This is a genomic window from Streptomyces sp. NPDC048258 (genome assembly GCF_043201995.1).
Classification (GTDB): Bacteria; Actinomycetota; Actinomycetes; order Streptomycetales; family Streptomycetaceae; genus Streptomyces.
This window is the reverse complement of the sequence record NZ_JBICZH010000015.1, coordinates 20,075-41,753: the sequence shown is the minus strand read 5'-3', so window position 1 is coordinate 41,753 and position 21,679 is coordinate 20,075. Positions and strand designations below refer to the sequence as shown.

Below are 21,679 nucleotides of genomic sequence, written 5' to 3'. Positions count from 1 at the left end.
GGGTGCTCCAAAACCGGTATCCGGGAGCGTCCGCGCAGGTCACCGATCACTCGTTCGCGGCCCGCGGCCGGTCGTCGCTCTCGTACTGGTCGAACAGCGGGGTACGGCCGCGGTCGCGGCCGCGCGGGCGCGGGGTACTCGGGGTCTTCGGCTCCGGCTTCGGGGCCGCGGGCTGGGCGCGCAGGCGCGGCTCCGTCGGCTCGGCCGTGCTGGAACGGGTCGAGCTCCACGCGTCCGGGGTCGCCGGGCCCGTGGCGCGCGGGGCGACCGGGGCCGTCACGTACGTGGGCAGCGGGACCGGGACCGGCTCCCAGCTGTCACCGCGGGCGGGGCCGCGTTCGCGTTCGCGCTGCTGGTCCACCCACTCGGCGTGGTCGGTCTGCTCGACCAGCGCGCGCCGTCCGGCTTCCTGCGGGGAGACCGGTGGCGCAGGGTCCGGTTCGGTGCCCGCGGCGGAGGTGTCCTCGGGGTGCCGGCGGCGCGGGCGGTTCTCCCGCAGGTGCCGCGCGGCCGCCTCGGCGCGCCGCCGGTCCATCGTGAACTCGTAGCGGCGCCGCTCCTGCACCCGCAGGTGCACGATGTACGTGCTCAGCAGCAGGGCGGGCACGGCGGGGGCCCACAGGAAGCGCAGCCCGCCCACCGCGGCGACGATCGCGCCGAGGGTGAAGACGAGGAAGAGGAGCGCGGTCGTGCGCCGGCGGCGCGCGAGGACCTGGAGGCGCTGTTCGCGCCGGGCCCGCTCCGCGCGCTGCTCCCGCTCGGCGGTGGCCGGTCTCGGCTCCGCCCTGGTCGGGGGCACGACAACGGCCCGGGCGTCGGCGTCCACGGAATTCACCGTTTCCGTCGCGGCGTCCGGGTCCGCGTGGGGCTGGGGCCCCGCCTGCTCGTCACCGCGCTCACGCAGCCCCTTGGCGTAACGGCGCTCCATTCCCGCCCGGCCGGAAAGCAGCCGAATGGCAGTGGAGAAGCGTTCCGTCGGACGGGCTTCGTTCAGCTCGTCCTGCCTCCGGAGCCACATGGGCACCAAGTAGGCGGCCCAGGCCCCGACAATGACTGCGTAGATGAGGCCGCTGCTGCTCACACCTCACACCGTAGAGGGGCGCGGGCGAGGGGATCGGCCAATTGGGCCGGTGTGTCGCGCGATCTCGCTGATATCACGGACTTTTTTTGTGATTCTTCGGATCAGGTTATGGGCGAATCGGTTCCGTGAGGCTCGCAATTCGAACAGATATTCGCTTTATCGCTTCGGCGGGACACCGTCATTCCAGCCGTGTCCGGTACCAGCGGCGCAGCAGCCCCTCCGGCACCTCCTCCACCGTGACCGCGTACACGAGGTGGTCGCGCCAGGCCCCGTCGATGTGCAGGTAACGCGGCCTCAGGCCCTCCTCGCGCAGGCCCAGCTTCTCCACGACCCGTCGGCTCGGCGTGTTCTCCGGGCGGATGCACACCTCGATCCGGTGCAGCCCGACCTTCCCGAAGCAGTGGTCGATCGCGAGCGCGACCGCCGTCGGCATCACGCCGCGGCCCGCCACGTCGCGGTCCACCCAGTACCCGACGTGGCCCGCGCACATCGATCCCCAGGTGATCCCGGCGACCGTCAGCTGTCCGACGAGACGGCCCTGGTACTCGATGACGAAGGGCAGCATCCGGCCCGCGTTCGCCTCCGCCCGCAGGTGGCGGACCATCTGGCGGTACGTCGGCCGCTGGATCACCGGCCCCCACGGCGCGGGCGGCGGAATCGTCGCCTCCCACGGCCGGAGCCAGTCGCGGTTGCGCCGGTTGACCTCGCGCCAGGCCTTCTGGTCCCGCAGCTTTATCGGCCGGAGCGTGACGTCGCCGTCCCTCAGGACCACCGGCCAGGAGGGGCCGTTCAGCTCGTGCTCCCGGAAGCGTCCGCCGGTCTGGGGTGGTCGCCGCCGCGGATCTGGTCCACGGCGTGCGGGAGGAGGCGGGACAGGACGGCGAGCCCGTCGCGCACCCCGCCCGTCGAACCCGGCAGGTTGACGATCAGCGTGCGTCCCGCCACGCCCGCCAGGCCCCGGGACAGGGCCGCGGTGGGCACCTTGGCCAGCCCTTCGGCGCGGATGGCCTGCGGGATGCCCGGGACCTCGTAGTCCAGCACCTCGGCGGTGGCCTCCGGGGTCCGGTCGGTCGGCGAGATGCCGGTCCCGCCCGTGGTCAGGATGACGTCGTACCCGGCGGCCACGCCCTCGCGCAGCGCCTGCCCGACGGGATCGCCGTCGGGGACGACCCGGGGGCCGTCCACCGCGAAGCCGAGCTTCTCCAGCGCCTCGGCCAGCAGCGGCCCGCCCTTGTCCGCGTACACGCCCTGCGAGGCCCGGTTCGAGGCCGTGACGACGAGGGCCCGGCCCGCCGACGCGGCCGCCGTGGCCGGCGCCGGAGCCACCTCCGGCGCCACGTGGCTGTGCACCTCGCCGCCGCGCGGGGCGTTCACGAGCGCGCCCAGTCGCCGGACTTGCCGCCGGTCTTCTCCTCCACCCGGACGTCCGTGATGACCGCGCCCTTGTCGACGGCCTTCACCATGTCGATCACGGTGAGCCCGGCCACGGCCACAGCAGTCAGGGCCTCCATCTCGACGCCCGTGCGGTCGGTCGTCTTCACGGTGGCGAGGATCTCGACGGCGTCGTCGGCGACCGACAGGTCCACCTTCACACCGGACACGGCCAGCGGGTGGCACAGCGGGATCAGGTCGGGGGTCTTCTTCGCACCCATGATCCCGGCGATCCGCGCGGTGGCGAGGGCATCGCCCTTGGGAACGCCCTCGCCGCGCAGCAGCTCGATCACCCGGGGGGAGACGAGTACCCGCCCGCTGGCCCGCGCCGTGCGCGTGGTGACGTCCTTCGCGGACACGTCGACCATCCGGGCCGCGCCGGCCTCGTCGATGTGGGTGAGCCTGCTCTCGGTACTCATGCTGTGCCGCTCCGCTCTGGGCCCCGGAAGGGCCTGTGTGGTGCGACACACGCTACCCGCATCCGCCGGGCCTCAGCCGAGCAGGACCACTTCCAGCTCGCTCCCGGGCTCCACCGAGGTGACGTCCTCCGGTACGACCATCAGCGAGTCCGCGTGCGCCAGCGCGGCGATCAGGTGCGAGCCCGATCCGCCGACCGGGCTGACCGTGCCGGCCTGGGCGTCGTACGTGCCGCGCAGGAACTGGCGGCGGCCTGCCGGGGAGCCGAGCGCCTTGTCGGCCTTGAGCACCGCCCGTACGGTCGGCCGGCCCACCTCGGACTCCGGCAGGCCCATGAGCGCGCGGATCGCGGGGCGCACGAACAGCTCGAAGGAGACGTACGAGGACACCGGGTTGCCGGGCAGCGCCAGCAGCGGGGTGTGGTCCGGGCCGATGGTGCCGAAGCCCTGCGGCTTGCCGGGCTGCATGGCGAGCTTGCGGAAGTCGATCCCGCCGCCGTCGACGTCCTCGTCGCCGCCGGCCACGGAGGTCAGCGCCTCCTTGACCACGTCGTACGCGCCGACGCTGACGCCGCCGGTGGTCACCAGCAGGTCGGCCCGGATCAGCTGGTCCTCGATGGTGGCGCGCAGGGTGTCGGCGTCGTCCGCGACGGCGCCGACCCGGTAGGCGATGGCCCCGGCGTCCCGCGCGGCCGCGGCCAGCGCGAAGCTGTTGGAGTCGTAGATCGTCCCGGCGGTCAGCGCCTCGCCCGGCTGGACCAGCTCGCTGCCGGTGGACAGGACGACCACGCGCGGGCGCGGCCGCACCCGTACGGTGCCGCGCCCGATGGCGGCCAGCAGGGCGATCTGCGGCGGCCCGAGGACCGTGCCGGCCGCCAGGGCCAGGTCGCCGGCCTGTACGTCACTGCCCCGCGAGCGGACGTGCGCCCGCGCCTCGGCGGCCCGGTGCACCCGCACCTCGCCGCCCGCGCCCTCGGGGGCTGCGCTGGCCGGGGTCATCCCGGAGGCCGCGCCCGCGCCCGTACCGCCGTCGGTCCACTCGACCGGTACGACGGCTTCGGCGCCGGGCGGCAGCGGGGCGCCGGTCATGATGCGCGCGGCCTCGCCGGGGCCCACGGTGGGCAGCTCGCCGCTGCCCGCCGCGACGTCCCCGATGACCGTCAGCACCGCGGGGAACTCCTCGCTCGCGCCCTGGACGTCGGCCGTACGGACGGCGTAGCCGTCCATGGAGCTGTTGTCGAAGGGCGGGAGGGCGACGGGCACGGTGACGTCCTCGACCAGGACACAGCCCTGGGCGTCCAGCAGCTGGAGCTCGATGGGCTCCAGCGGCCGGACGGTGGAGAGGACGTCCGCGAGGTGCTCGTCCACGGACCACAGACGGTGGCCGGTGTCCTGCGGTGCGGAACTGGTCAAGGTGCTACATCTCCTCCGTGACGTAACGGTGAAGCCAGGTGCGGAACTCCGGGCCCAGGTCCTCACGCTCACACGCGAGGCGGACGATGGCCCGCAGGTAGTCGGCGCGGTCGCCGGTGTCGTAGCGGCGGCCCCGGAAGACCACGCCGTGCACCGGACCGCCGACGGTCTCGTCGGCGGCCAGCTTCTGCAGGGCGTCGGTGAGCTGGATCTCCCCACCGCGGCCCGGCTCGGTCTCCCGCAGTATGTCGAAGATCGCGGGGTTCAGGACGTACCGTCCGATGACCGCGTAGTTGCTGGGGGCGTCCTCGGGCTCGGGCTTCTCGACGAGGCCGGTGATCCGGACCACGTCCTCCTCGTCCGTGGCCTCGACGGCGGCGCAGCCGTAGAGGTGGACGCTGGCCGGGTCCACCTCCATGAGGGCGATGACGGTGCCGCCGGTGCGGGCGTAGATGTCGGCCATCTGACGCAGCAGCGGGTCGCGCGGGTCGATGAGGTCGTCGCCGAGCAGGACGGCGAAGGGCTCGCGGCCGACGTGCGGCTCGGCGCACAGCACGGCGTGGCCCAGGCCCCGCGGGTCGCCCTGGCGGACGTAGTGCATGGTGGCCAGGTCGCTGGATTCCTGGACCTTCTTCAGCCGGTCGTCGTCGCCCTTGGCGATCAGGGCCGACTCCAGCTCGTAGTTCCGGTCGAAGTGGTCTTCCAGCGGGCGCTTGTTACGCCCAGTGATCATCAGCACGTCGTCGAGCCCGGCCGCCACGGCCTCCTCGACCACGTACTGGATGGCCGGCTTGTCCACTACGGGGAGCATTTCCTTCGGGGTCGCCTTGGTCGCCGGAAGGAAGCGAGTGCCGAGGCCCGCAGCCGGAATCACGGCCTTCTTGATCACGGGGTGCAACATAGTCATGCCCCGAACGATAGTGGGTCCTGCCGAACGCCAGCCCAGATCGCAGTAGGTAGGTCCACTTATGTGCCGATTTCATGACGAGATTTGAATTCCCTGTGACAGAGAACCCGCGCCCCGCCTCAGCCAAGGCTCAACTGCGCCGAGAACTCCTCGCCGCCCGCCGCGCCTTGTCCCCCGAAACCTGCCGCACGGCGGCCACCGCGCTCGCCGTCACGGCGCTGGAACTGCCCGAACTGGCCGACGCCCGCACGGTCGCGGCGTACGTCTCGGTCGGCACGGAGCCCGGCACCCGCGCCCTGCTCGACGCCCTGCGCGCGGCCGGCAAGCGGGTGCTGCTCCCCCTGCTGCTGCCCGACAACGACCTCGACTGGGCGGCGTACGAAGGTCCGGGCGGCCTCGCCGAGGCCGCGCACCCGGGGAAGATGCGGCTGCTGGAGCCGACCGGGCCGGCGCTCGGGCCGGACGCGGTGACCGCGGCCGACGCCGTACTGCTGCCCGGGCTCGCGGTGGACGCGCGCGGGATGCGGCTGGGCCGCGGCGGGGGCTCGTACGACCGGGTGCTGGAGCGGCTGGAGCGCGCCGGGGCGGACCCCGCGCTGGTCGTGCTCCTCTACGACGACGAGGTGGTCGCGCGGGTCCCGGAGGAACCGCACGACCACCCCGTTCAGGCGGTGGCCACCCCGTCGGGGGTGGTCCGTTTCACGGCTTCAGCGTGAGGGTGTCGACCGTGGCCTTGTCGACCGCGTCCTTGCCGAAGGGCCAGTCGAGCAGTTCGCCCTTGGCCCACATCGTCGTCTGGTCCGTGTAGTTGCCGTTGTACGCGTGACCCGAGGCGCCCGTCAGGTTGATCCAGCGGGACTTGTCGAGGTCGTTGAGGTTGACGACCATCCGCATCGACGGCACCCAGGTGACCCCGTAGCCGCTGGAGGCGTTCCAGCCGGTCGCGTTGACGGTGGCCTCGCCGCCGCCCAGGTTCCACGGGCCGCGGTTGAGGAGCCACTGCATGAAGCCGGGGCCCTCGGTGCCGATCGTCTGGTTCTTCAGCGTCAGCTGGTGCAGCCGGCCCCAGCTCCAGGTGGACTGGTCCTTACCGAGCTTGGCGGTCAGCTCCCAGCGGGCGTCGTGCATGGCCCGGGCGAACAGCTCGTCGCGGGTGGCGGTGGCCGGCTGGGTGAAGCCCTTCTTCGGCGAGGACCACCACGGCGACTTCTCGTCCTTGACCAGGCGGCGGACCACCTCGAACCAGCGGTCGCCGCCGTCCGGCTGCGCCGAGTCGGGGCCGCGGGTGCCGCATTCGCGGACCACCTCGGCGAGCTCGTCGGCCGGGCCCCGGCTGTCGGCGCGCACGTTCATGCAGCTGCCCTCGATCCGCAGCTCCTTGGGCATCTTGTCGCCGAAGGCCAGCTTGAGGATGTTGCGCCAGACCGCGTTGAAGTAGGCGGCGGCGGCCGAGTCGGGCTCCTGGGTGTAGTTCCAGCCGTCCAGGAGCTTCTGCGCGGAGCGCACGTCCGGGTCCGAGACGTCGATCTTGGCCAGCATCGGGGTCAGCAGCGCGGCGATCTCGCTGCTGTTGTCCATCTGCATGGCGCGCATGTCGTCGGTCGAGATCTTGCCGCTGTCCTTGATCTTCGCCTCGATGAGGTCGTTGATCCGCTGGCTTCGGGCGCCGTAGCCCCAGTCGGTGGTCAGCAGGTACGGGTACTTGCCGGCGCCGGTGCCGCTCTCCACGACCGCCTGGTTGGCGGTGACGATGTAGCCGCGGGAAGGGTTGGAGTCGAAGGGCAGCTCGTTCTGCGGGATGTACTCGACGTTGCCGTCCTTGCCGGTCTTCCAGGCGTACTTGGAGTCCCAGCCCGGCGCGGGCATCCGGCCGTCGCCGGCGCCGCGGACCGGGATCCGGCCCGGGGCCTGGTAGCCGATGTTGCCGTTGAGGTTCTTGTTGTCGGCGTAGATCAGGTTCTGGGAGGGCACCTCGAAGTCGGCGGCGGCCTCCCGGAAGGACTTGAAGTCCTTGGCCTTGTCCAGCTTGAAGACCGCGTCCATCGACTTGCCCGGTTCCAGGGCGGTCCAGCGCAGGGCGACGGCGTAGCCATTGCCGCGGTCGGGGGCGGAGCCGGCGACGGGGGCGCGGGAGCCGACCGTGCCGAGCTCGTCGCTGCGGTCGGAGACGAGCGGACCGTTGTTGGTGATGCGGACGGTCATCTTCTTGCTGGCGCCGCCCGCGACCTTGATGACCTCGTCACGGGTGGTGAAGGGGACCACCTTGTTGTCGTAGACGTAGCCCTCGGGCTTGACCTGCTCCAGGTAGAGGTCGGTGACGTCCGCGCCGAGGTTGGTCATGCCCCAGGCGATCTCGGCGTTGTGGCCTATGACCACGCCCGGCATGCCGGAGAAGGTGTAGCCGGCCACGTCGTACTGGCACTGGGGCGAGACCGTGCGGCAGTGCAGGCCCATCTGGTACCAGACCGAGGGCAGCTGCGGGGACAGGTGCGGGTCGTTCGCGAGCAGCGGCTTGCCGGTGGTCGTGTAGCGGCCGGAGATCACCCAGGAGTTCGATCCGATGCCGCTGCCGTTGGGGCCGAGGATCGCGGGGATCTCGTCCAGGGTCTTGGCGAGGGAGGTCAGCTGGGTGCGCAGGCCCACGGTCGCGCCCTGGGCGGTGGCGTTGTCGGCGAGGCCGGTGGCGGTGCCCGTTCCGGTGGAGGCCTGCGAGCCAATGGCGGGGGCGGAGCCGGAGCCCGTGGAGCCGGAGCCGCCGGAGGCCTGGGGTACGTACTTGCCGCCCTCGACCTTGCCGCCCTCGACGATCGGCTTGTTCCGGTCGAAGGGGTACGGCGGGTAGAGCTCGTCGATCTGCGCCTGCGAGAGCTTGGTCGACATCAGCGCGCGGTCGATCTCGTCCTGCATGTTGCCGCGCAGGTCCCAGGCCATCGCCTTGAGCCAGGCCACCGAGTCCACCGGCGACCACTGCTCGGGCTGGTAGTCGTCGCTGAGCTTGAGGGCGGCGTGCTCGACGGAGAGGTCCTTGCCGGACTTCCCCTTCAGGTACGCGTTGACCCCGTCGGCGTAGGCCTGGAGGTTCTTCTTCGTCTCGTCCGAGAGCTTCTTGTCGTACTCGGTCTGGGCGACCTGGCGCCAGCCCAGCGTGCGCAGGAAGGCGTCGGTCTCGACCTGGCCGGAGCCGAACATCTCCGAGAGCCGCCCCGAGGTCATGTGACGGCGTACGTCCATCTCCCAGAACCGGTCCTGCGCGTGCACGAAGCCCTGCGCGCGGAAGAGGTCGTCGTCGTTGTCGGCGTAGAGCTGGGGAATGCCGTGGGCATCGCGTTTGACGTCGACGGTCCCGGTGAGGCCCGGCACCTTGAGGGAGCCGGTGGTCTGGGGGAAGGAGGCGCGCACGCTGTCCACGCCCCAGTACGCCCCGTAGCCGAGGCCCGCGAAGAGAGCCAGGACCAGGACGAGCACGATCAGACGGGCGCGTCGTCCCTTCTTCTTGACGGGAGGAGCGGTTTCGTTGGCGGGCATCGCTGTCCTTAGAGGGGCAGGGTGGTCCTGGGAGTGCTGGGAGCAACCATAGGCGCAGGACCGTACCCGTTGATCCGCCAGGGTGGAGGGCCCGATCCGGGACGAGGGTGCCCGGCTTCCGAGGACAGGGCCGAACACGCGTTTCACAATGTGGGTATCGCGTAAAGACTCCGTCAAAGATTAGGTAAGGTAACGAAGTACTTGCCGAATATGCCGCCAGCGGAACGATCCGCCGGTGCGCTTTGAGGAAAGGGCCGCCCGCTGACCGTCCACACGCTCAATGAGCTTCTGCTGGTCTGCTCGCTCGTGCTGCTCGTCGCCGTCGCGGCGGTACGCATCTCTTCACGCAGCGGCCTTCCCAGCCTGCTCATCTACCTCGGCATAGGCATCGCGATAGGCCAGGACGGCATCGGCAACGTCGTATTCGACAACGCCGAGCTGACCCAGGTCATCGGTTATGCCGCACTCGTCGTGATCCTCGCCGAGGGTGGTCTGGGCACCAAGTGGAAAGAGATCAAACCGGCCCTGCCGGCCGCGATCGTGCTGTCCCTGGTGGGCGTCGCGGTCAGCGTCGGCGTCACGGCCGCGGGGGCGCACTACCTCGTCGGCCTGGAATGGCGCCAGGCCCTGCTGATCGGCGCGGTCGTCTCCTCGACCGACGCGGCTGCCGTCTTCTCCGTCCTGCGCAAGGTCCCGCTCCCCGCCCGGATCACGGGTGTGCTGGAAGCGGAGTCCGGCTTCAACGACGCGCCCGTCGTCATCCTCGTCGTGGCCTTCGCGGCCGTCGGGCCGGTGGACGACTGGTACGTCCTCCTCGGCACGATCGCCCTTGAGCTGGCGATCGGCGTCGCGATCGGCCTGACGGTGGGCTTCCTGGGCGCGTACGGCCTGCGGCACGTGGCACTGCCCGCCTCCGGCCTCTACCCGATCGCCGTGATGGCGATCGCCGTGACCGCGTACGCGGCCGGCGCGCTGGCGCACGGCTCCGGCTTCCTCGCCGTGTACCTGGCGGCGATGGTGCTCGGGAACGCGAAGCTCCCGCACTGGCCGGCCACCCGGGGATTCGCGGACGGCCTCGGCTGGATCGCGCAGATCGGCATGTTCGTCCTGCTCGGCCTGCTGGTCACCCCGCACGAGCTGGTGCACGACTTCTGGCCCGCCGTGGTCATCGGGCTGGTCCTCACGATGCTGGCGCGGCCGCTGGAGGTGTTCGTCAGCCTGCTGCCCTTCCGGATCCCGTGGCGGGAGCAGGTCCTGATGTCGTGGGCGGGCCTGCGCGGCGCCGTGCCCATCATCCTGGCGACCATCCCGATGGTGTCCGGTATCGAGGGCAGCGACCGCGTCTTCAACATCGTCTTCGTGCTGGTCGTCGTCTACACCCTGGTGCAGGGGCCGACCCTGCCCTGGCTGGCGCGCAAGCTCAGGCTCGGGGAGTCGGAGGAGACCGCCTCCGACCTCGGCATCGAGTCGGCGCCGCTGGAGAAACTGCGCGGACACCTGCTCTCCTTCGCGATCCCGCCTGCCTCGCGCATGCACGGCGTGGAGGTCAGCGAGCTGCGGCTGCCGCCCGGGGCCTCGGTCACGCTGGTGGTCCGGGACGCGAAGAGCTTCGTACCGCTGCCGTCGACCGTGCTGCGGCGCGGGGACGAGCTGCTGGTGGTGGCCACGGATCCGGTACGGGACGCGGCCGAGGCGCGGCTGCGTGCGGTGGCCCGGGGCGGCAAGCTGGCCGGGTGGCTGGGGACGGGCGGGAACGGGTCTCCGGGACCCCGGACCTGAGGTCCGGAATCATGAATTCCGGCGGCGGGACCGTTTAGAGCGGCGTTCTAATTCGGCCATTTACGGTGGAGTCTGACCGGGTTCGCCCCTATTTCATGGGGCCGCACATGCGAAGCTGCCATTAATCGCAGGTGAAGACACAGCTTGTCACCGTAATCACAGGGCGTGGTAGGGCACTCCCCTGTACGATGAAGGCACAACAGATCGAACCAACTCTGCCTGACGCAGAGCTGGCGCGACCGCAAAGCGGCCGTGGCACCCTCCCGCAGTGGGCGCCCAGGTATCACTCGGTTCTGCGCAAGAGGACAGCTCTCGGGGCTCCCACATGTACGGGTGCGGCCGCTCACAAGGCGAAGCACCGTCCGCAGACGGGGACGCTCTACCAGGCAGCGGAAAGGCAAGGCCGTGACATCCGCGGTCACGACCGACACGTCCGCCCGCCCCGGCTACGGGCAGCTCCTGCGCACACCCGGCGCCCTCGGCTTCGTACTCCCCGGCTTCGCCGCCCGGCTCCCCTTCGGCATGCTGACCATCAGCATCCTGCTGCTCATCCAGCACACCACCGGCTCCTACGGCAGCGCCGGCATCGTCGCGGCCGTCACCGGCGTCTCGATGGCGCTGTCCGCCCCGCTGATGGGCATCTTCACCGACCGCTTCGGCCAGAGCGCCGTCCTGATCCCGGTCGTCCTCACGCACGCCGCCGCCGTCAGCGGCCTGGCGGCGCTCGCCCTGCTGGGCGCGCCGGTCTGGGCGCTGGCGCTGGCCGCCGTACCCGCCGGTGCCTCGGTGCCGCAGGTCGGGCCGATGGTCCGGGCGCGCTGGGCCGCCAAGCTGGAGGGCTCGCCCCTGCTGCCGACGGCCGCCGCCTTCGAGTCCGTCACCGACGAGTTCACCTTCGTCGTCGGCCCGGTCCTGGCGACCGCGCTGTGCACCGGTGTCCACCCCGCCGCGGGCCTGGTCACCGAGGCCACGCTGACGCTGCTCGGCGGTCTGCTCTTCGCGGCCCGGCGGGCCACGCAGCCCAAGCCGCACGCGCCCTCGGCCACCGGTGAGAAGCGCGCCTTCGCGCTCTCCTTCCCGGGCCTGCGCGTCCTGATCTTCGCCTTCCTCGGGATCGGCGCCGTCTTCGGCGGCATGCAGGTCTCGCTGGCCGCCTTCTCCAACGAGATCGGCAACCCCGGCGCCAACGGCCTGCTCTACGGCGTCTTCGCGGCCGGCAACATGGTCGCCGGCATCGCCATGGGCGCCGTCGCCTGGAAGATCGGCCCGCGCCGCCGGCTGATCCTCGGCTACATCGGCCTCACCGCCGCCGCGTCCGTGCTGTGGGCCGCCCACTCGATGATCCTGCTGGGCGCGCTCGGCCTGGTCGTCGGCCTGTTCATCGCCCCCGCCCTGATCACCGGCTACACGATGGTCGAGCAGCTGGTCCCGGCCAATGCCCGGACCGAGGCGTTCACCTGGCTGACCGGTTCCATCGCCTTCGGGCAGGCCCTCGCGGTCACCCTGGCCGGCCGTCTGACGGACGCGCACGGGTCCTCGTACGGCTTCCTGGTGCCCATGGGTGCCACCGTGCTCGCGCTGGCCACGCTGCTGGCGCTGCGCGCGAAGCTGGCGCCGAAGGCTCCCCAGGCTCCGAGCCGGATCGTGAACGCGTCCGCCCCGGGCGCTGCCGCGGCCCCTGCCCCTGCCCCTGCCCCTGCGACTGCGGCTGTGGCGCCGAGCACCGCCGCGGCCACCGCGCCGAGCGCCTCGCCGCGTACCGCGCGGAACGCCTCGCCGGCCGCCCGGAACCGGGTGAACGAGCGTGGGATGGGTCACCGCGTGCCGGTGACGGTGGACTGATCCGCCGGAATACGTCACCATGGAGCGTCGTTAGCACTCATTGAGTCAGAGTGCCAGGAGGAAATTCGTGCCGACCTACCAGTACCAGTGCACCGAGTGCGGTGAGGGCCTTGAGGCCGTGCAGAAGTTCACGGATGACGCGCTGACCGTGTGCCCGAGCTGTGACGGACGCCTGAAGAAGGTGTTCTCCGCGGTCGGCATCGTCTTCAAGGGCTCCGGTTTCTACCGGAACGACAGCCGCGGCGCCTCGTCGAGCAGCACGCCTGCCTCGAAGCCGGCCTCGTCGTCCACGACGACGGCTGCCGCCGCCCCGGCCGCCGCGTCCTCCTCGACGTCGTCGAGCACGGGCAGCAGCTCCACCTCGGCCGCCTGACCGCTTCTCCCTGAGGCCCCGCCCGCCCTGCCCGGGCAGCGGGGCCTTCGGCATGCCCGGTTAGGGTGGCCGCATGGTGAATGCAGAGATCGGTGTGATCGGCGGATCGGGCTTCTACTCCTTCCTGGAGGACGTCTCCGAGATCCAGGTGGAGACCCCGTACGGGCCCCCGAGTGACTCCCTGTACGTGGGCGAACTGGCCGGCCGCCAGGTGGCGTTCCTGCCCCGGCACGGGCGTAGCCACACCGTCCCGCCGCACAAGATCAACTATCGGGCCAACCTGTGGGCCCTGCGTTCGGTCGGGGTCCGCCAGGTGCTGGGCCCGTGCGCGGTCGGCGGCCTTCGGGCCGAGTACGGTCCGGGCACGCTGCTCGTGCCCGACCAGCTGGTCGACCGTACGAAGTCCCGGGCGCAGACCTTCTTCGACGGGGAGACGCTGCCCGACGGCAGCGTCCCGAACGTCGTGCACACCACCTTCGCCGACCCGTACTGCCCGGTGGGGCGCGAGTTCGCGCTGGCGGCGGCCCGGGGACGGAGCTGGGAGCCGGTCGACGGCGGCACCATGGTCGTCATCGAGGGGCCTCGCTTCTCCACGCGCGCCGAGTCGCTGTGGCACGCGGCGGCGGGCTGGTCGGTGGTCGGCATGACGGGGCACCCGGAGGCGGTCCTCGCGCGTGAGCTGGGGCTCTGCTACACCTCGATGGCCCTGGTCACGGACCTGGACGCGGGCGCCGAGACCGGTGAGGGCGTGTCGCACACGGAGGTGCTGAAGGTCTTCGGCGAGAACGTCGGCCGCCTGCGCGAGGTGCTCTTCGACGCGGTGGCGGCCCTGCCGGCGACGGAATCGCGCGACTGCCTGTGCACGCACGCGCACGACGGCTGGGACCTGGGCATCGAGCTGCCGTAGCCGCCGTAGCTCCCGTAGTTCGCGTGGTCGCCGCGGCTCCCGTAGCTGCCGAAACCTTTTGTCAGTGGCGGGGCCTAGCCTCCCGGCATGGGGAATTCAACGGGGACGGCCGTGGCCCGCGCCACGGTGGAAGAGCTGCGGGAGTTCGCGGCCGGGGCCGGGTTCGATACGGTCGGGGGCGGCGACGACGCCGCGGAACTGGGCGGTGGCTGGGCGGCGTTGCACTTCGCCGACCAGCCGGCCGGCGGGGCCGAGGCACTGGCGCGACGGACCGGGGCGCCGGTGATCACGGTGGCGTACCTCGACAGCGACGTCGGCTTCGTCGAGGGCGCCACGTTCGCCGGAGGCCACTGGAAGGGCCTGCTGAACCGGGACACGGCGCAGGGGTACGGGATACCGCTCGACCGGTTCCCCGTCCAGCCGGCCCTGGAGGGCGCGCTCGACTGGGCGGCGGCCGCGGGGCTGACCGCCGATCCGGCGGGGGTCCGGGCCGCCCTCACCGGCTCCGAGGCCTTCGCGGAGGACCTCGCCGACCGGCTGCTCACCGCCCTCGGGCTGGACCTCGCGTGAACCGGTGCCCCGGAGGTCCCCCCGGGGAGTGACGGGATTGTCCACAAGCTGAGGATCGTCCACAGGCCGGAGCGGGATCCGGCGGGAGGCCGGATCGTGAGATGTGTCCGGGCGCCGGGTCCGGGCACAGCGACTCACTCCGTCTGGTGGTGGCCTTCATGTCCCGTACGCCTACGCCCACTTCTACGCCCACTTCTACGCCCACTTCTGCGTCCTCATCGGCGTCCTCCTCGGCGTCCTCCTCGGCGTCGTCATCGGTGTCCTCTTCCGCCCTCCCTTCCGCGTGCTCGTCCACATGTCCCCCCGCGCGCCCGGTCCCGCCGTTTCCTCCGCTGAGGGTCGGGCGGGGCGGGGACCGGCTGCGCAGGGCCCTGCGGCTTCGGCGCCGGGCCGTCTCGGCCGGGCTGGCCGTCGCGGCTGCGGCGCTGGCCGTGGGCGGGACGGAGGCTCAGGCCTCGCGGGGCGCCGCGCCCCTGGCGGTACGGGCCTCCCCGGGAGCGTCGCCGCCCGCAGCGGTGCGGATGGTGTCGGCCCCCGTGCGCATCGCGGACGCGGCGACGGTGCGGTTGCTACGGCCCGGGGACCACGTCGACGTGGTCGCCGCGGAGCGCGCCGGACCGCCCAGGGTGGTGGCCGCGGGGGCCCGGGTTGCCGAAGTGCCCGATCCCGACCAGGGTGTTGGGGACGGTGGGGCGCTCGTGGTCCTGTCCGTGCCCCGGGACACCGCACGCGCTCTCGTGGGGGCGGGCACGACGGCCCGGCTGGCGGTGACATTGTGTTGATTCGCACACCCGGACAGTCAAGTCACATCACAGTGGGGGCCGATTGGACACGCCGCGCCCGGACTGCCGTAGCTTTCGGAACCGTTGGCTCCGTGTTCGGCACATGCGAAGAAAGGCTCAGTGGTGAGCGAAAAGAAGAAGGACAGCGTCCTGGCGGGCTTCAAAGCCTTCCTGATGCGCGGCAACGTGGTCGACCTGGCGGTCGCGGTGGTCATCGGCGCGGCGTTCACGAACATCGTGAACTCCATCGTCAAGGGGATCATCAGCCCGCTGGTGGGGGCCATCGGGACGAAGAACCTCGACGTCTACAAGTCGTGCCTGAAGGACCCGTGCGGGCTGGACGCGAGCGGCCAGCCCACGGGCGTCGAGATCCTCTGGGGCTCGGTGCTCAACGCGGCGCTCACCTTCCTGATCACCGCCGCCGTCGTGTACTTCCTGATGGTGCTGCCGATGGCGAAGTACCTCGCCAAGGTGGAGGCGCGCCGCAAGGCGAGGGAAGGCGTCCAGGAGAGCATCGAGATCACCGAGCTGGAGGTCCTCAAGGACATCCGGGACGTCCTGGTCACGCAGCGCGGCCCCGGCGGCGGGGGTACCGGGGCACCGGGGTCGCGCGACGCGTTCTAGCTGCGGCGCATGCGGCCGGCGCGACGGCTCAGATGTGGTGCGGGGGCTTCTCGTCGAGGAAGCGGGCCAGGTCGGCCGCGCTTCCTCCGGCGGGCGGCCGCTCGCCCCAGCCGCGGTCGGTGTCGTCCGACGACTGCTGGTCCAGCGGGTCGTCGAAGACCAGCCTGGGCTTCGGCCGGGACTTCTCGGCCTCGGGCACGGGCTGCGCGGGCTGCGGGTCGGAGGCGGGGGCGGTGCTCATGCGTCCAGGGTACGGCCGCCCCCACGCCCGTCCCCACCTCCGGCCCCGCTCAGCTGGGGGCCTCGGCACCGGGGCGGGCGTAGAACCACCACCGCCAGGCAGGTCGCGTAGAAGCCGATGAACATCCACAGCGCGCTGGTGACCGCCATGGCCGCGAACATCGCGGGGATAAAGAAGAAGCCGTAGGCGGCGATGGCGGAGGAGAAGCCGGTGACCGCGCCCGCCTCCATCTCGGACTGCTTCAACGCGGCGCCCCGTGCCTCGGGCCCCTGGCCCGCGGCCTCCCGCATGTGCTGGTCCCGGAAGATCACCGGGATCTGCCGGAAGGTCGAGCCGTTGCCGAGGCCGGAGAAGGCGAAGGCCGCCAGGAAGCCGATGAAGAAGGCCCAGAAGCTTCCCGCGTCGCCCTCGTGCGGCAGCGCGAAGGTCACCACCACCAGCGAGGCGGCCATGCCCACGAAAGGCAGCAGGGTGACCCTGGCGCCGCCCATCTTGTCGGAGAGCCAGCCGCCGGCCCAGCGCATGAGCGCGCCGACGAAGGGGCCGATCCAGGCACAGGTGGTCGCCTGGTAGCCCTGGGTCTCGAAGTTGTTCTTGATCAGCAGGGGCAGGCCCGCGGCGAAGCCGATGAAGGACCCGAAGGTGCCGACGTAGAGCCAGGTCATCAGCCAGTTGTGCTTGCGCTTGAAGATGACCGTCTGCCAGCTGAAGGGGGCGGCGGCCACCTTGAGGTCGTTCATCAGGAACCAGGCGAGCAGCGCCATGATCACCAGCAGCGGCACCCACAGGAAGGCGCCGTTCTGCAGCCAGATGTCGGTGCTCTCCTCGGCGTCGTGCTGCGGCCCGCCCGCCGGGGCGCCGAGTACGGCGGCGGTGACCACCAGCGGGGCGACCAGCTGGACCACGCTCACGCCGAGGGTGGGTCCTGACGTACCCAGACTCCGCCTGCGGAGGCACCCCCCGGCAGGGGCGAACGTCGCGTGCGCCACAGGACAAGGTCCTGTCCACCCCCACGACGTTCGTCAGCGCGTCCGCCCCGCCGCGGCGCGCGTCCTCTGGTCTGCTGGCCGGTATGGCCTACACCCCCATGACCGCCCGCAGCCGGGACGAGGACCACCGCGCCTCCACCCCGCTGGAGCTGTTCTTCGACCTCTGCTTCGTCGTCGCGATCGCTCAGGCCGGCGCCCGGCTGGTGCACGCGCTGGCGGAGGGCCACCCCGGCACCGGGGTGATCGGCTACTTCTTCGTCTTCTTCGGCGTGTGGTGGGCGTGGATGAACTTCACCTGGTTCGCCTCCGCCTACGACGTCGACGACGTGCCCTACCGGATCGCGACCCTCGTGCAGATCGCCGGCGTGCTCGTCTACGCGGCCGGGGTGGGCCAGGCCTTCGACGAGAACGACTGGACGGTCGCCGTCATCGGCTACGTCATCATGCGCGTCGCCCTGACGGCGCAGTGGCTGAGGGCCGCGGCCGGGGAGCACGGCGAGGCGCGGACGGCGGCGCTGAAGTACGCGGCCGGGCTGGTGATCTGCCAGGCCGGCTGGGTGGCGCTGCTGTTCGCCCCGGACGACGCCAAGCGCTGGCTGTTCCTGGTCGTGGCCGCCGCCGAGCTGCTCGTCCCGGTGATCGCCGAGCGCGGGCACCAGACGCCCTGGCACGCCCACCACATCGTGGAGCGGTACGGCCTGTTCACCATCATCGTGCTGGGCGAGACGATCGCCGCGAGCACGGTGGCGGTGAAGTCGGCGATCGACGAGCACGAGGCACTGGGGCAGCTGCTGCCCATCGCCGCCGGCGGGCTGCTGATCGTCTTCGCCGCGTGGTGGATCTACTTCGCGGTGCCGATGCACGAGCACCTGACCTCCAACCGCGAGGCCATCCCGTGGGGCTACGGCCACCTGCTGATCTTCGCCTCGGGCGCGGCGATCGGTGCGGGCATCGAGGTCGCGGTCGAGCACACGGTCGGCAAGGCGCACATCTCGCAGCTGGCCGCCAACGCCGCCGTCACCGTCCCGGCCGCGGTCTTCCTGTTCATGGTCTGGCTGCTGCACTCCCGCCACTTCAAGCGGGGACTCGCCCAGCAGCTGACCCTCCCGCTCTCCGCCCTCGCGCTCCTCGCCTGCACCTGGACGGGCTCGTACGCGGTCCTCTACGCGGGCCTGGCCGCAACGGCCACGGTTGCGATCGGCCTGACCCTGGCCACAAGATCCAGCACCGCCGGCGTCTGAGGCCCCGGGGCCCGGGGCGGAGCCCCGGCAACGGCGCCGCGCCGAACCGTCACTCCTGCACCCCCGAACCCGTTCAGCAGCTCAGCGGAACGGCTACAGGAAGAGGCACGGCCATGACACTCCCCGCACAACGCCACGGCACCGACCCCGGAGGGGAACTGGCCGAGCCGGGCTTCTGGCAGCAACCCCCCTCCCACCGCCTGGCGGTCTTCGCCCGCCTGCGCGCCCTCGAAGCCCCCGTCTTCGTTCCCGAGGGCACCGGCCACTGGGCCCTCGTACGCCACGCCCAGGTGCAGGAGGCGAGCCGCCTCCCCAAAGTCTTCGCCAGCGCCCCCGGCGTCACCACCCCCGAGCCCGCCCGCTGGGTCCGCGCCCTGTTCGGCGACTCGATGGTCAACCTGGACGGCCCCGACCACGCCCAGCTGCGCAAGATCGTGCAGCGGGCCTTCACGCCCCGTCTGCTGGCGGCCGCCGAGGAGGACATCCACGCGGTGGCGGCCCGCATCGTGGACGACGTACTCGCGGAAGAGCCCGACGAGTTCGTCTCGGCGGTGGCTTCCCGGCTGCCCCTGGAGGTCATCTGCAACATGATGGGCATCCCGGAGCGCTACCGGGCGGAGATCGCCGACCGCGTCAACCACGCCTCCGAGCACATCGGCGTGGAGCGCGGTCTGGCCGCCCGGCTGCGGATGCCCGGGCGCGGCCTGCGGGCGCTCGCCAGGATGCAGCGGATGGTGGCCGGCATCGGGCGGGAGCGGCGCAAGAACCCCACGGACGACCTGATCTCGGCTCTGGTGTGCGCGAACGTCGACGGCCAGGCCCTCGGCGCCCGCCAGCTCGGTGCCTTCTTCTCGCTCCTGATGGTGGCCGGGGTGGAGACGACCCGCAACGCGATCACGCACGGGCTGACCCTGTTGACCGACAACCCGGGCCAACGGGACCTGCTGCTCTCGGACTTCGAGAAGTACGCGGACGGCGCGGTGGACGAGATGATCCGCCACTCGACGCCGATCATCCAGTTCCGCCGGACGGTCGCCGCCGAACACACCCTGGACGGGCACCTGTTCCAGCCGGGCGACAAGGTGGTCCTGTACTACGCCTCCGCCAACCGCGACGAGGCCGTCTTCCCGGACCCCGACGCCTTCGACATCACCCGCTCGCCCAACCCGCACCTCGGGTTCGGCGGCGGCGGGCCGCATTTCTGCCTGGGCGCGCACCTGGCCCGGGTGGAGATGAAGGCCCTCTTCCGCGAGCTGCTGACCCGCCCGGTGGGCCTGCGCGCGGTGGGGCTGCCGGATCTGGCCGGGTCGAACTTCGACAACCGGGTCCGCTCGCTCAAGTTCGCCTTCGAGCGGCCCTGAACACGGCGACCTGAGCACGGGAGCCCGTGAGCACGGAACCCGTGAGCCCGCACAAGCGGAACCGGCCACCGGGCAGGCTGGGAGCCCGGCGGCCGGAGCACGTGGTGGCAGACCCGTACGCGGCTACTGCTGCAGGCTCTGCACCGTGATGACGCAGTGGGCGCTGCTCGTCAGCACTTCCTCGTCACCCGCGAACGCCTGGAGGACCTCGGCGGACACCGGCCGGCCCGGGACTGCCTCGGCCCACGGACGCGTGGCGAAGAGGAAGTACGCCTGGCCGCTCTCGTTGGCCGCGGCGACCCACTCGTCCGGGGCGGTGCAGGTCGCGTTCAGCCCGGGCAGGGTCAACGCGATCTGGTTGCCCGCGAGCAGGATCTGCACCGCGAAGGTGCGCGGGCTGCGGGTGCCGTCCATGACCACGTCGCCGATGGGCAGGCCGATCTCCTCCAGCAGCCCGCGAGCGGCCTCCTCGCTGGCCTTCTCGCCCTGCGGGCCGTCGCCGAGGGTGTAGGCGAGGAGGTACGGGATGTCGTGGCCTTCGGAGGGGTCGCCGATCCAGGCGAGCACCGAAAGGGTGCCGAGCACGGACCGGTCGATTTCGGCTTGAGTAGAAGTCATGCGCCGCACCCTAGTGGTCTCCCGCCCGGCCCTTTCACGGCCTTTCACCCAGGCGGGCTAGACGGCCCAGAATCCCGTTCCGGAATTCGCCTGCATGTTCGCGTCCTGGTACTGGATGCGCACAATGCGAGCGTTTTCCGGGATTTCGAACACGACCCATCCCTCGGCCCGCTCACCGACCGCGAGGGAATCGAAGACGAGCGGTTTGCCGGTCGTCAGCTCGCCGGTGGGCACCACCGGGTGGCGCTGCCCCGCGCTGTCGTGCGCCCACATGCGTCCGAGCGCCCCGTACGAGGCCCCGCCCACGTTGACGAACGACATCGAGGCGGCCACCCAGCGCTTGCCGGCCGGCGGGGCGAAGTTCTTCTCCACGCTGACCGCGGGGTCCACGTACGCGCCCAGCACGGCCTGCAGGTGCCGGCCGATCTGGTCGCCGTGCACCCGTACGGCCTCACCCACATGGGCATCCTTCGCCCCGGTCCGGGCGGGGGCTTCCTCCGCGCCGGGCGCCCCGTCGTCCACCGCACCGCCGTCCACCGGGACGGCGGGGGCGGCGGCGGGGGCGAGCGCGGCCCCCTCGGGCGCGCTCTGGCAGGCCGTGGCGCCCAGCAGGAGGACGGGGAGGAGGGCGGCGGCGAGGACGGGGCGGCGGACCGGGAGGAGAGCGGCGGCGAGGACGGGGAAACGGGCGGGGACAGCGGACTGGCGCATGCAGGATCCCTTCGGGGATGTATTTCGGCCAGTCTCACGCGCCCGAGCGGGCAATTGCACACACCGACACGAGTGTGGGAAGAGAGTTGCCGCCCATATGCCAGCACAATGCGTTCCGGCGGATTACCGCCCCCCGCTCCCACCTGGAGGAACAAATGCGCACCATCGGCCGCCGACTGGCTCTGACCGCCTTCTCCGCACTGACCGCCGCCACGGTATTCACCGGCTCGGCCCAGGCCACCGTTTTCGACCAGGGAATTTCCGTACATCCGTACGGTCACATTTCCGAGGACGGAACGGTCATCCTTTCCGGCACCTACCACTGCGAGGCCGCGTCACCCAAGGGGGCGAAGCTGCAGATCGCGGCGGCCGTCATCCAGGACGGCACCCGGCTCGCCTTCGGCGGCGGCGAGGCGCACTGCGACGGGCAGGAGCACGAGTGGCAGGCCACCGGCTCGCTCAAGTACACGCCGAAGGTCCACCCCGGCCCGGCGCTCGCCGAGGCCCAGCTCAACGAGATCCACTTCTCGGGCCTGCTGCCGCGCTCCGTCGACACGGTCGCGGAGGACCGCCAGGAGATCGAGCTGACCACCCACCACTAAGCCCGCACCGGCCGCTCCGGCCGGGCGGACGCCCGGCCGGTAGCCGCCGCTACCGGCACTCGGGCGCGACGTCCGTCATCGACATGAACGCCACCGACTGGCACCCGGGGTCCGCGTGCGGCCGCCCCGTCGTCCAGTCCACGACCGTCGGTACTCCGGCGGCCAGCAGGAGCAGGGCCAGGATGCCCGTCACGGCGCCCTTGCTCAGCCTGCGCACAGCACGTTCCGTTCCATGGTCCGCATCATCACCCCGCCCCCGGCACCCC

Annotated in this window: 23 protein-coding genes; 11 read left to right on the top strand and 12 right to left on the bottom strand. The window is 71.6% G+C overall.

The window, feature by feature from the left end:
- Nucleotides 1-46: 46 nt before the first annotated feature.
- From ACGFYQ_RS29065 to galU, 6 genes are all read right to left on the bottom strand, one after another.
- Nucleotides 47-1,081: a hypothetical protein gene (locus ACGFYQ_RS29065; protein WP_393748949.1), complete on the bottom strand. Its 1,035-nt coding sequence runs from the start codon at nucleotides 1,079-1,081 to the stop codon at nucleotides 47-49.
- A 178-nt stretch (nucleotides 1,082-1,259) separates the two neighbouring features.
- Nucleotides 1,260-1,853: a GNAT family N-acetyltransferase gene (locus tag ACGFYQ_RS29060; RefSeq protein WP_393748947.1), complete on the bottom strand. Its 594-nt coding sequence runs from the start codon at nucleotides 1,851-1,853 to the stop codon at nucleotides 1,260-1,262.
- 17 nt (nucleotides 1,854-1,870) lie between these two features.
- Nucleotides 1,871-2,419 (bottom strand): molybdenum cofactor biosynthesis protein B, encoded by a 549-nt coding sequence (locus ACGFYQ_RS29055; protein WP_393749207.1) that lies wholly within the window; start codon nucleotides 2,417-2,419, stop codon nucleotides 1,871-1,873.
- A gap of 32 nt (nucleotides 2,420-2,451) precedes the next feature.
- A complete protein-coding gene (moaC, locus tag ACGFYQ_RS29050; RefSeq protein ID WP_030662516.1) occupies nucleotides 2,452-2,931 on the bottom strand; it encodes a cyclic pyranopterin monophosphate synthase MoaC in 480 nt (159 codons plus the stop codon).
- A 72-nt stretch (nucleotides 2,932-3,003) separates the two neighbouring features.
- Nucleotides 3,004-4,341, bottom strand: a complete 1,338-nt coding sequence (glp, locus tag ACGFYQ_RS29045) for a gephyrin-like molybdotransferase Glp (protein WP_393748944.1) — start codon at nucleotides 4,339-4,341, stop codon at nucleotides 3,004-3,006.
- Nucleotides 4,342-4,345: 4 nt separating this feature from the next.
- Entirely contained in the window at nucleotides 4,346-5,248 is a 903-nt protein-coding gene (galU, locus tag ACGFYQ_RS29040; RefSeq protein ID WP_393748942.1) for a UTP--glucose-1-phosphate uridylyltransferase GalU, read from the bottom strand.
- 74 nt (nucleotides 5,249-5,322) lie between these two features.
- Here galU and ACGFYQ_RS29035 point away from each other — a divergent pair, with 74 nt between their 5' ends.
- Nucleotides 5,323-5,964, top strand: coding sequence for a 5-formyltetrahydrofolate cyclo-ligase (locus ACGFYQ_RS29035; protein WP_393748940.1), 642 nt, complete (start codon nucleotides 5,323-5,325; stop codon nucleotides 5,962-5,964).
- On the opposite strand, the gene ACGFYQ_RS29030 is transcribed toward ACGFYQ_RS29035, so the two are convergent.
- Nucleotides 5,948-8,773 carry a penicillin acylase family protein gene (locus ACGFYQ_RS29030; protein ID WP_393748938.1) on the bottom strand — a complete coding sequence of 942 codons (2,826 nt, stop codon included), beginning with the start codon at nucleotides 8,771-8,773 and terminating at the stop codon, nucleotides 5,948-5,950. The genes ACGFYQ_RS29035 and ACGFYQ_RS29030 overlap by 17 nt on opposite strands.
- Nucleotides 8,774-9,079: 306 nt before the next feature.
- Here ACGFYQ_RS29030 and ACGFYQ_RS29025 point away from each other — a divergent pair, with 306 nt between their 5' ends.
- The 7 genes from ACGFYQ_RS29025 to mscL all read left to right on the top strand — a co-directional run bounded on the left by ACGFYQ_RS29025 (nucleotide 9,080) and on the right by mscL (nucleotide 15,650).
- Entirely contained in the window at nucleotides 9,080-10,552 is a 1,473-nt protein-coding gene (locus tag ACGFYQ_RS29025; protein ID WP_393748936.1) for a potassium/proton antiporter, read from the top strand.
- Nucleotides 10,553-10,957: 405 nt separating this feature from the next.
- Nucleotides 10,958-12,394 carry an MFS transporter gene (locus ACGFYQ_RS29020; protein WP_393748934.1) on the top strand — a complete coding sequence of 479 codons (1,437 nt, stop codon included), beginning with the start codon at nucleotides 10,958-10,960 and terminating at the stop codon, nucleotides 12,392-12,394.
- Between the two features lie 67 nt (nucleotides 12,395-12,461).
- Nucleotides 12,462-12,767 (top strand): FmdB family zinc ribbon protein, encoded by a 306-nt coding sequence (locus ACGFYQ_RS29015; protein WP_328926118.1) that lies wholly within the window; start codon nucleotides 12,462-12,464, stop codon nucleotides 12,765-12,767.
- A 73-nt stretch (nucleotides 12,768-12,840) separates the two neighbouring features.
- Entirely contained in the window at nucleotides 12,841-13,674 is an 834-nt protein-coding gene (locus tag ACGFYQ_RS29010) for an S-methyl-5'-thioadenosine phosphorylase (protein WP_393748931.1), read from the top strand.
- Between the two features lie 87 nt (nucleotides 13,675-13,761).
- The gene (locus ACGFYQ_RS29005) at nucleotides 13,762-14,244 is read left to right on the top strand and encodes a hypothetical protein (RefSeq protein WP_393748929.1); all 483 of its coding nucleotides are present in this window, start codon (nucleotides 13,762-13,764) and stop codon (nucleotides 14,242-14,244) included.
- Nucleotides 14,245-14,402: 158 nt separating this feature from the next.
- Nucleotides 14,403-15,026, top strand: a complete 624-nt coding sequence (locus ACGFYQ_RS29000) for a hypothetical protein (protein WP_393748927.1) — start codon at nucleotides 14,403-14,405, stop codon at nucleotides 15,024-15,026.
- A 120-nt stretch (nucleotides 15,027-15,146) separates the two neighbouring features.
- The gene (gene mscL, locus ACGFYQ_RS28995) at nucleotides 15,147-15,650 is read left to right on the top strand and encodes a large conductance mechanosensitive channel protein MscL (protein WP_393748925.1); all 504 of its coding nucleotides are present in this window, start codon (nucleotides 15,147-15,149) and stop codon (nucleotides 15,648-15,650) included.
- A gap of 28 nt (nucleotides 15,651-15,678) precedes the next feature.
- On the opposite strand, the gene ACGFYQ_RS28990 is transcribed toward mscL, so the two are convergent.
- On the bottom strand, nucleotides 15,679-15,891 hold the full coding sequence (locus ACGFYQ_RS28990; RefSeq protein WP_393748923.1) for a hypothetical protein: 213 nt from the start codon (nucleotides 15,889-15,891) through the stop codon (nucleotides 15,679-15,681).
- Nucleotides 15,888-16,802, bottom strand: coding sequence for an MFS transporter (locus ACGFYQ_RS28985; protein ID WP_393748921.1), 915 nt, complete (start codon nucleotides 16,800-16,802; stop codon nucleotides 15,888-15,890). The genes ACGFYQ_RS28990 and ACGFYQ_RS28985 overlap by 4 nt, the downstream gene beginning before the upstream one ends.
- Nucleotides 16,803-16,963: 161 nt before the next feature.
- On the opposite strand from ACGFYQ_RS28985, the gene ACGFYQ_RS28980 reads away from it, so the two are divergent.
- A complete protein-coding gene (locus ACGFYQ_RS28980) occupies nucleotides 16,964-18,121 on the top strand; it encodes a low temperature requirement protein A (protein ID WP_393748919.1) in 1,158 nt (385 codons plus the stop codon).
- Nucleotides 18,122-18,234: 113 nt separating this feature from the next.
- A complete protein-coding gene (locus tag ACGFYQ_RS28975; protein ID WP_393748917.1) occupies nucleotides 18,235-19,482 on the top strand; it encodes a cytochrome P450 in 1,248 nt (415 codons plus the stop codon).
- A gap of 123 nt (nucleotides 19,483-19,605) precedes the next feature.
- On the opposite strand, the gene ACGFYQ_RS28970 is transcribed toward ACGFYQ_RS28975, so the two are convergent.
- Nucleotides 19,606-20,100 carry a DUF5949 family protein gene (locus ACGFYQ_RS28970; RefSeq protein ID WP_393748915.1) on the bottom strand — a complete coding sequence of 165 codons (495 nt, stop codon included), beginning with the start codon at nucleotides 20,098-20,100 and terminating at the stop codon, nucleotides 19,606-19,608.
- 57 nt (nucleotides 20,101-20,157) lie between these two features.
- Nucleotides 20,158-20,811: a hypothetical protein gene (locus ACGFYQ_RS28965; protein WP_393748913.1), complete on the bottom strand. Its 654-nt coding sequence runs from the start codon at nucleotides 20,809-20,811 to the stop codon at nucleotides 20,158-20,160.
- A gap of 155 nt (nucleotides 20,812-20,966) precedes the next feature.
- Here ACGFYQ_RS28965 and ACGFYQ_RS28960 point away from each other — a divergent pair, with 155 nt between their 5' ends.
- Nucleotides 20,967-21,413, top strand: a complete 447-nt coding sequence (locus ACGFYQ_RS28960) for a DUF6299 family protein (protein ID WP_393748911.1) — start codon at nucleotides 20,967-20,969, stop codon at nucleotides 21,411-21,413.
- A 49-nt stretch (nucleotides 21,414-21,462) separates the two neighbouring features.
- On the opposite strand, the gene ACGFYQ_RS28955 is transcribed toward ACGFYQ_RS28960, so the two are convergent.
- Nucleotides 21,463-21,630, bottom strand: coding sequence for a hypothetical protein (locus ACGFYQ_RS28955; RefSeq protein ID WP_393748909.1), 168 nt, complete (start codon nucleotides 21,628-21,630; stop codon nucleotides 21,463-21,465).
- Nucleotides 21,631-21,679: the final 49 nt, after the last annotated feature.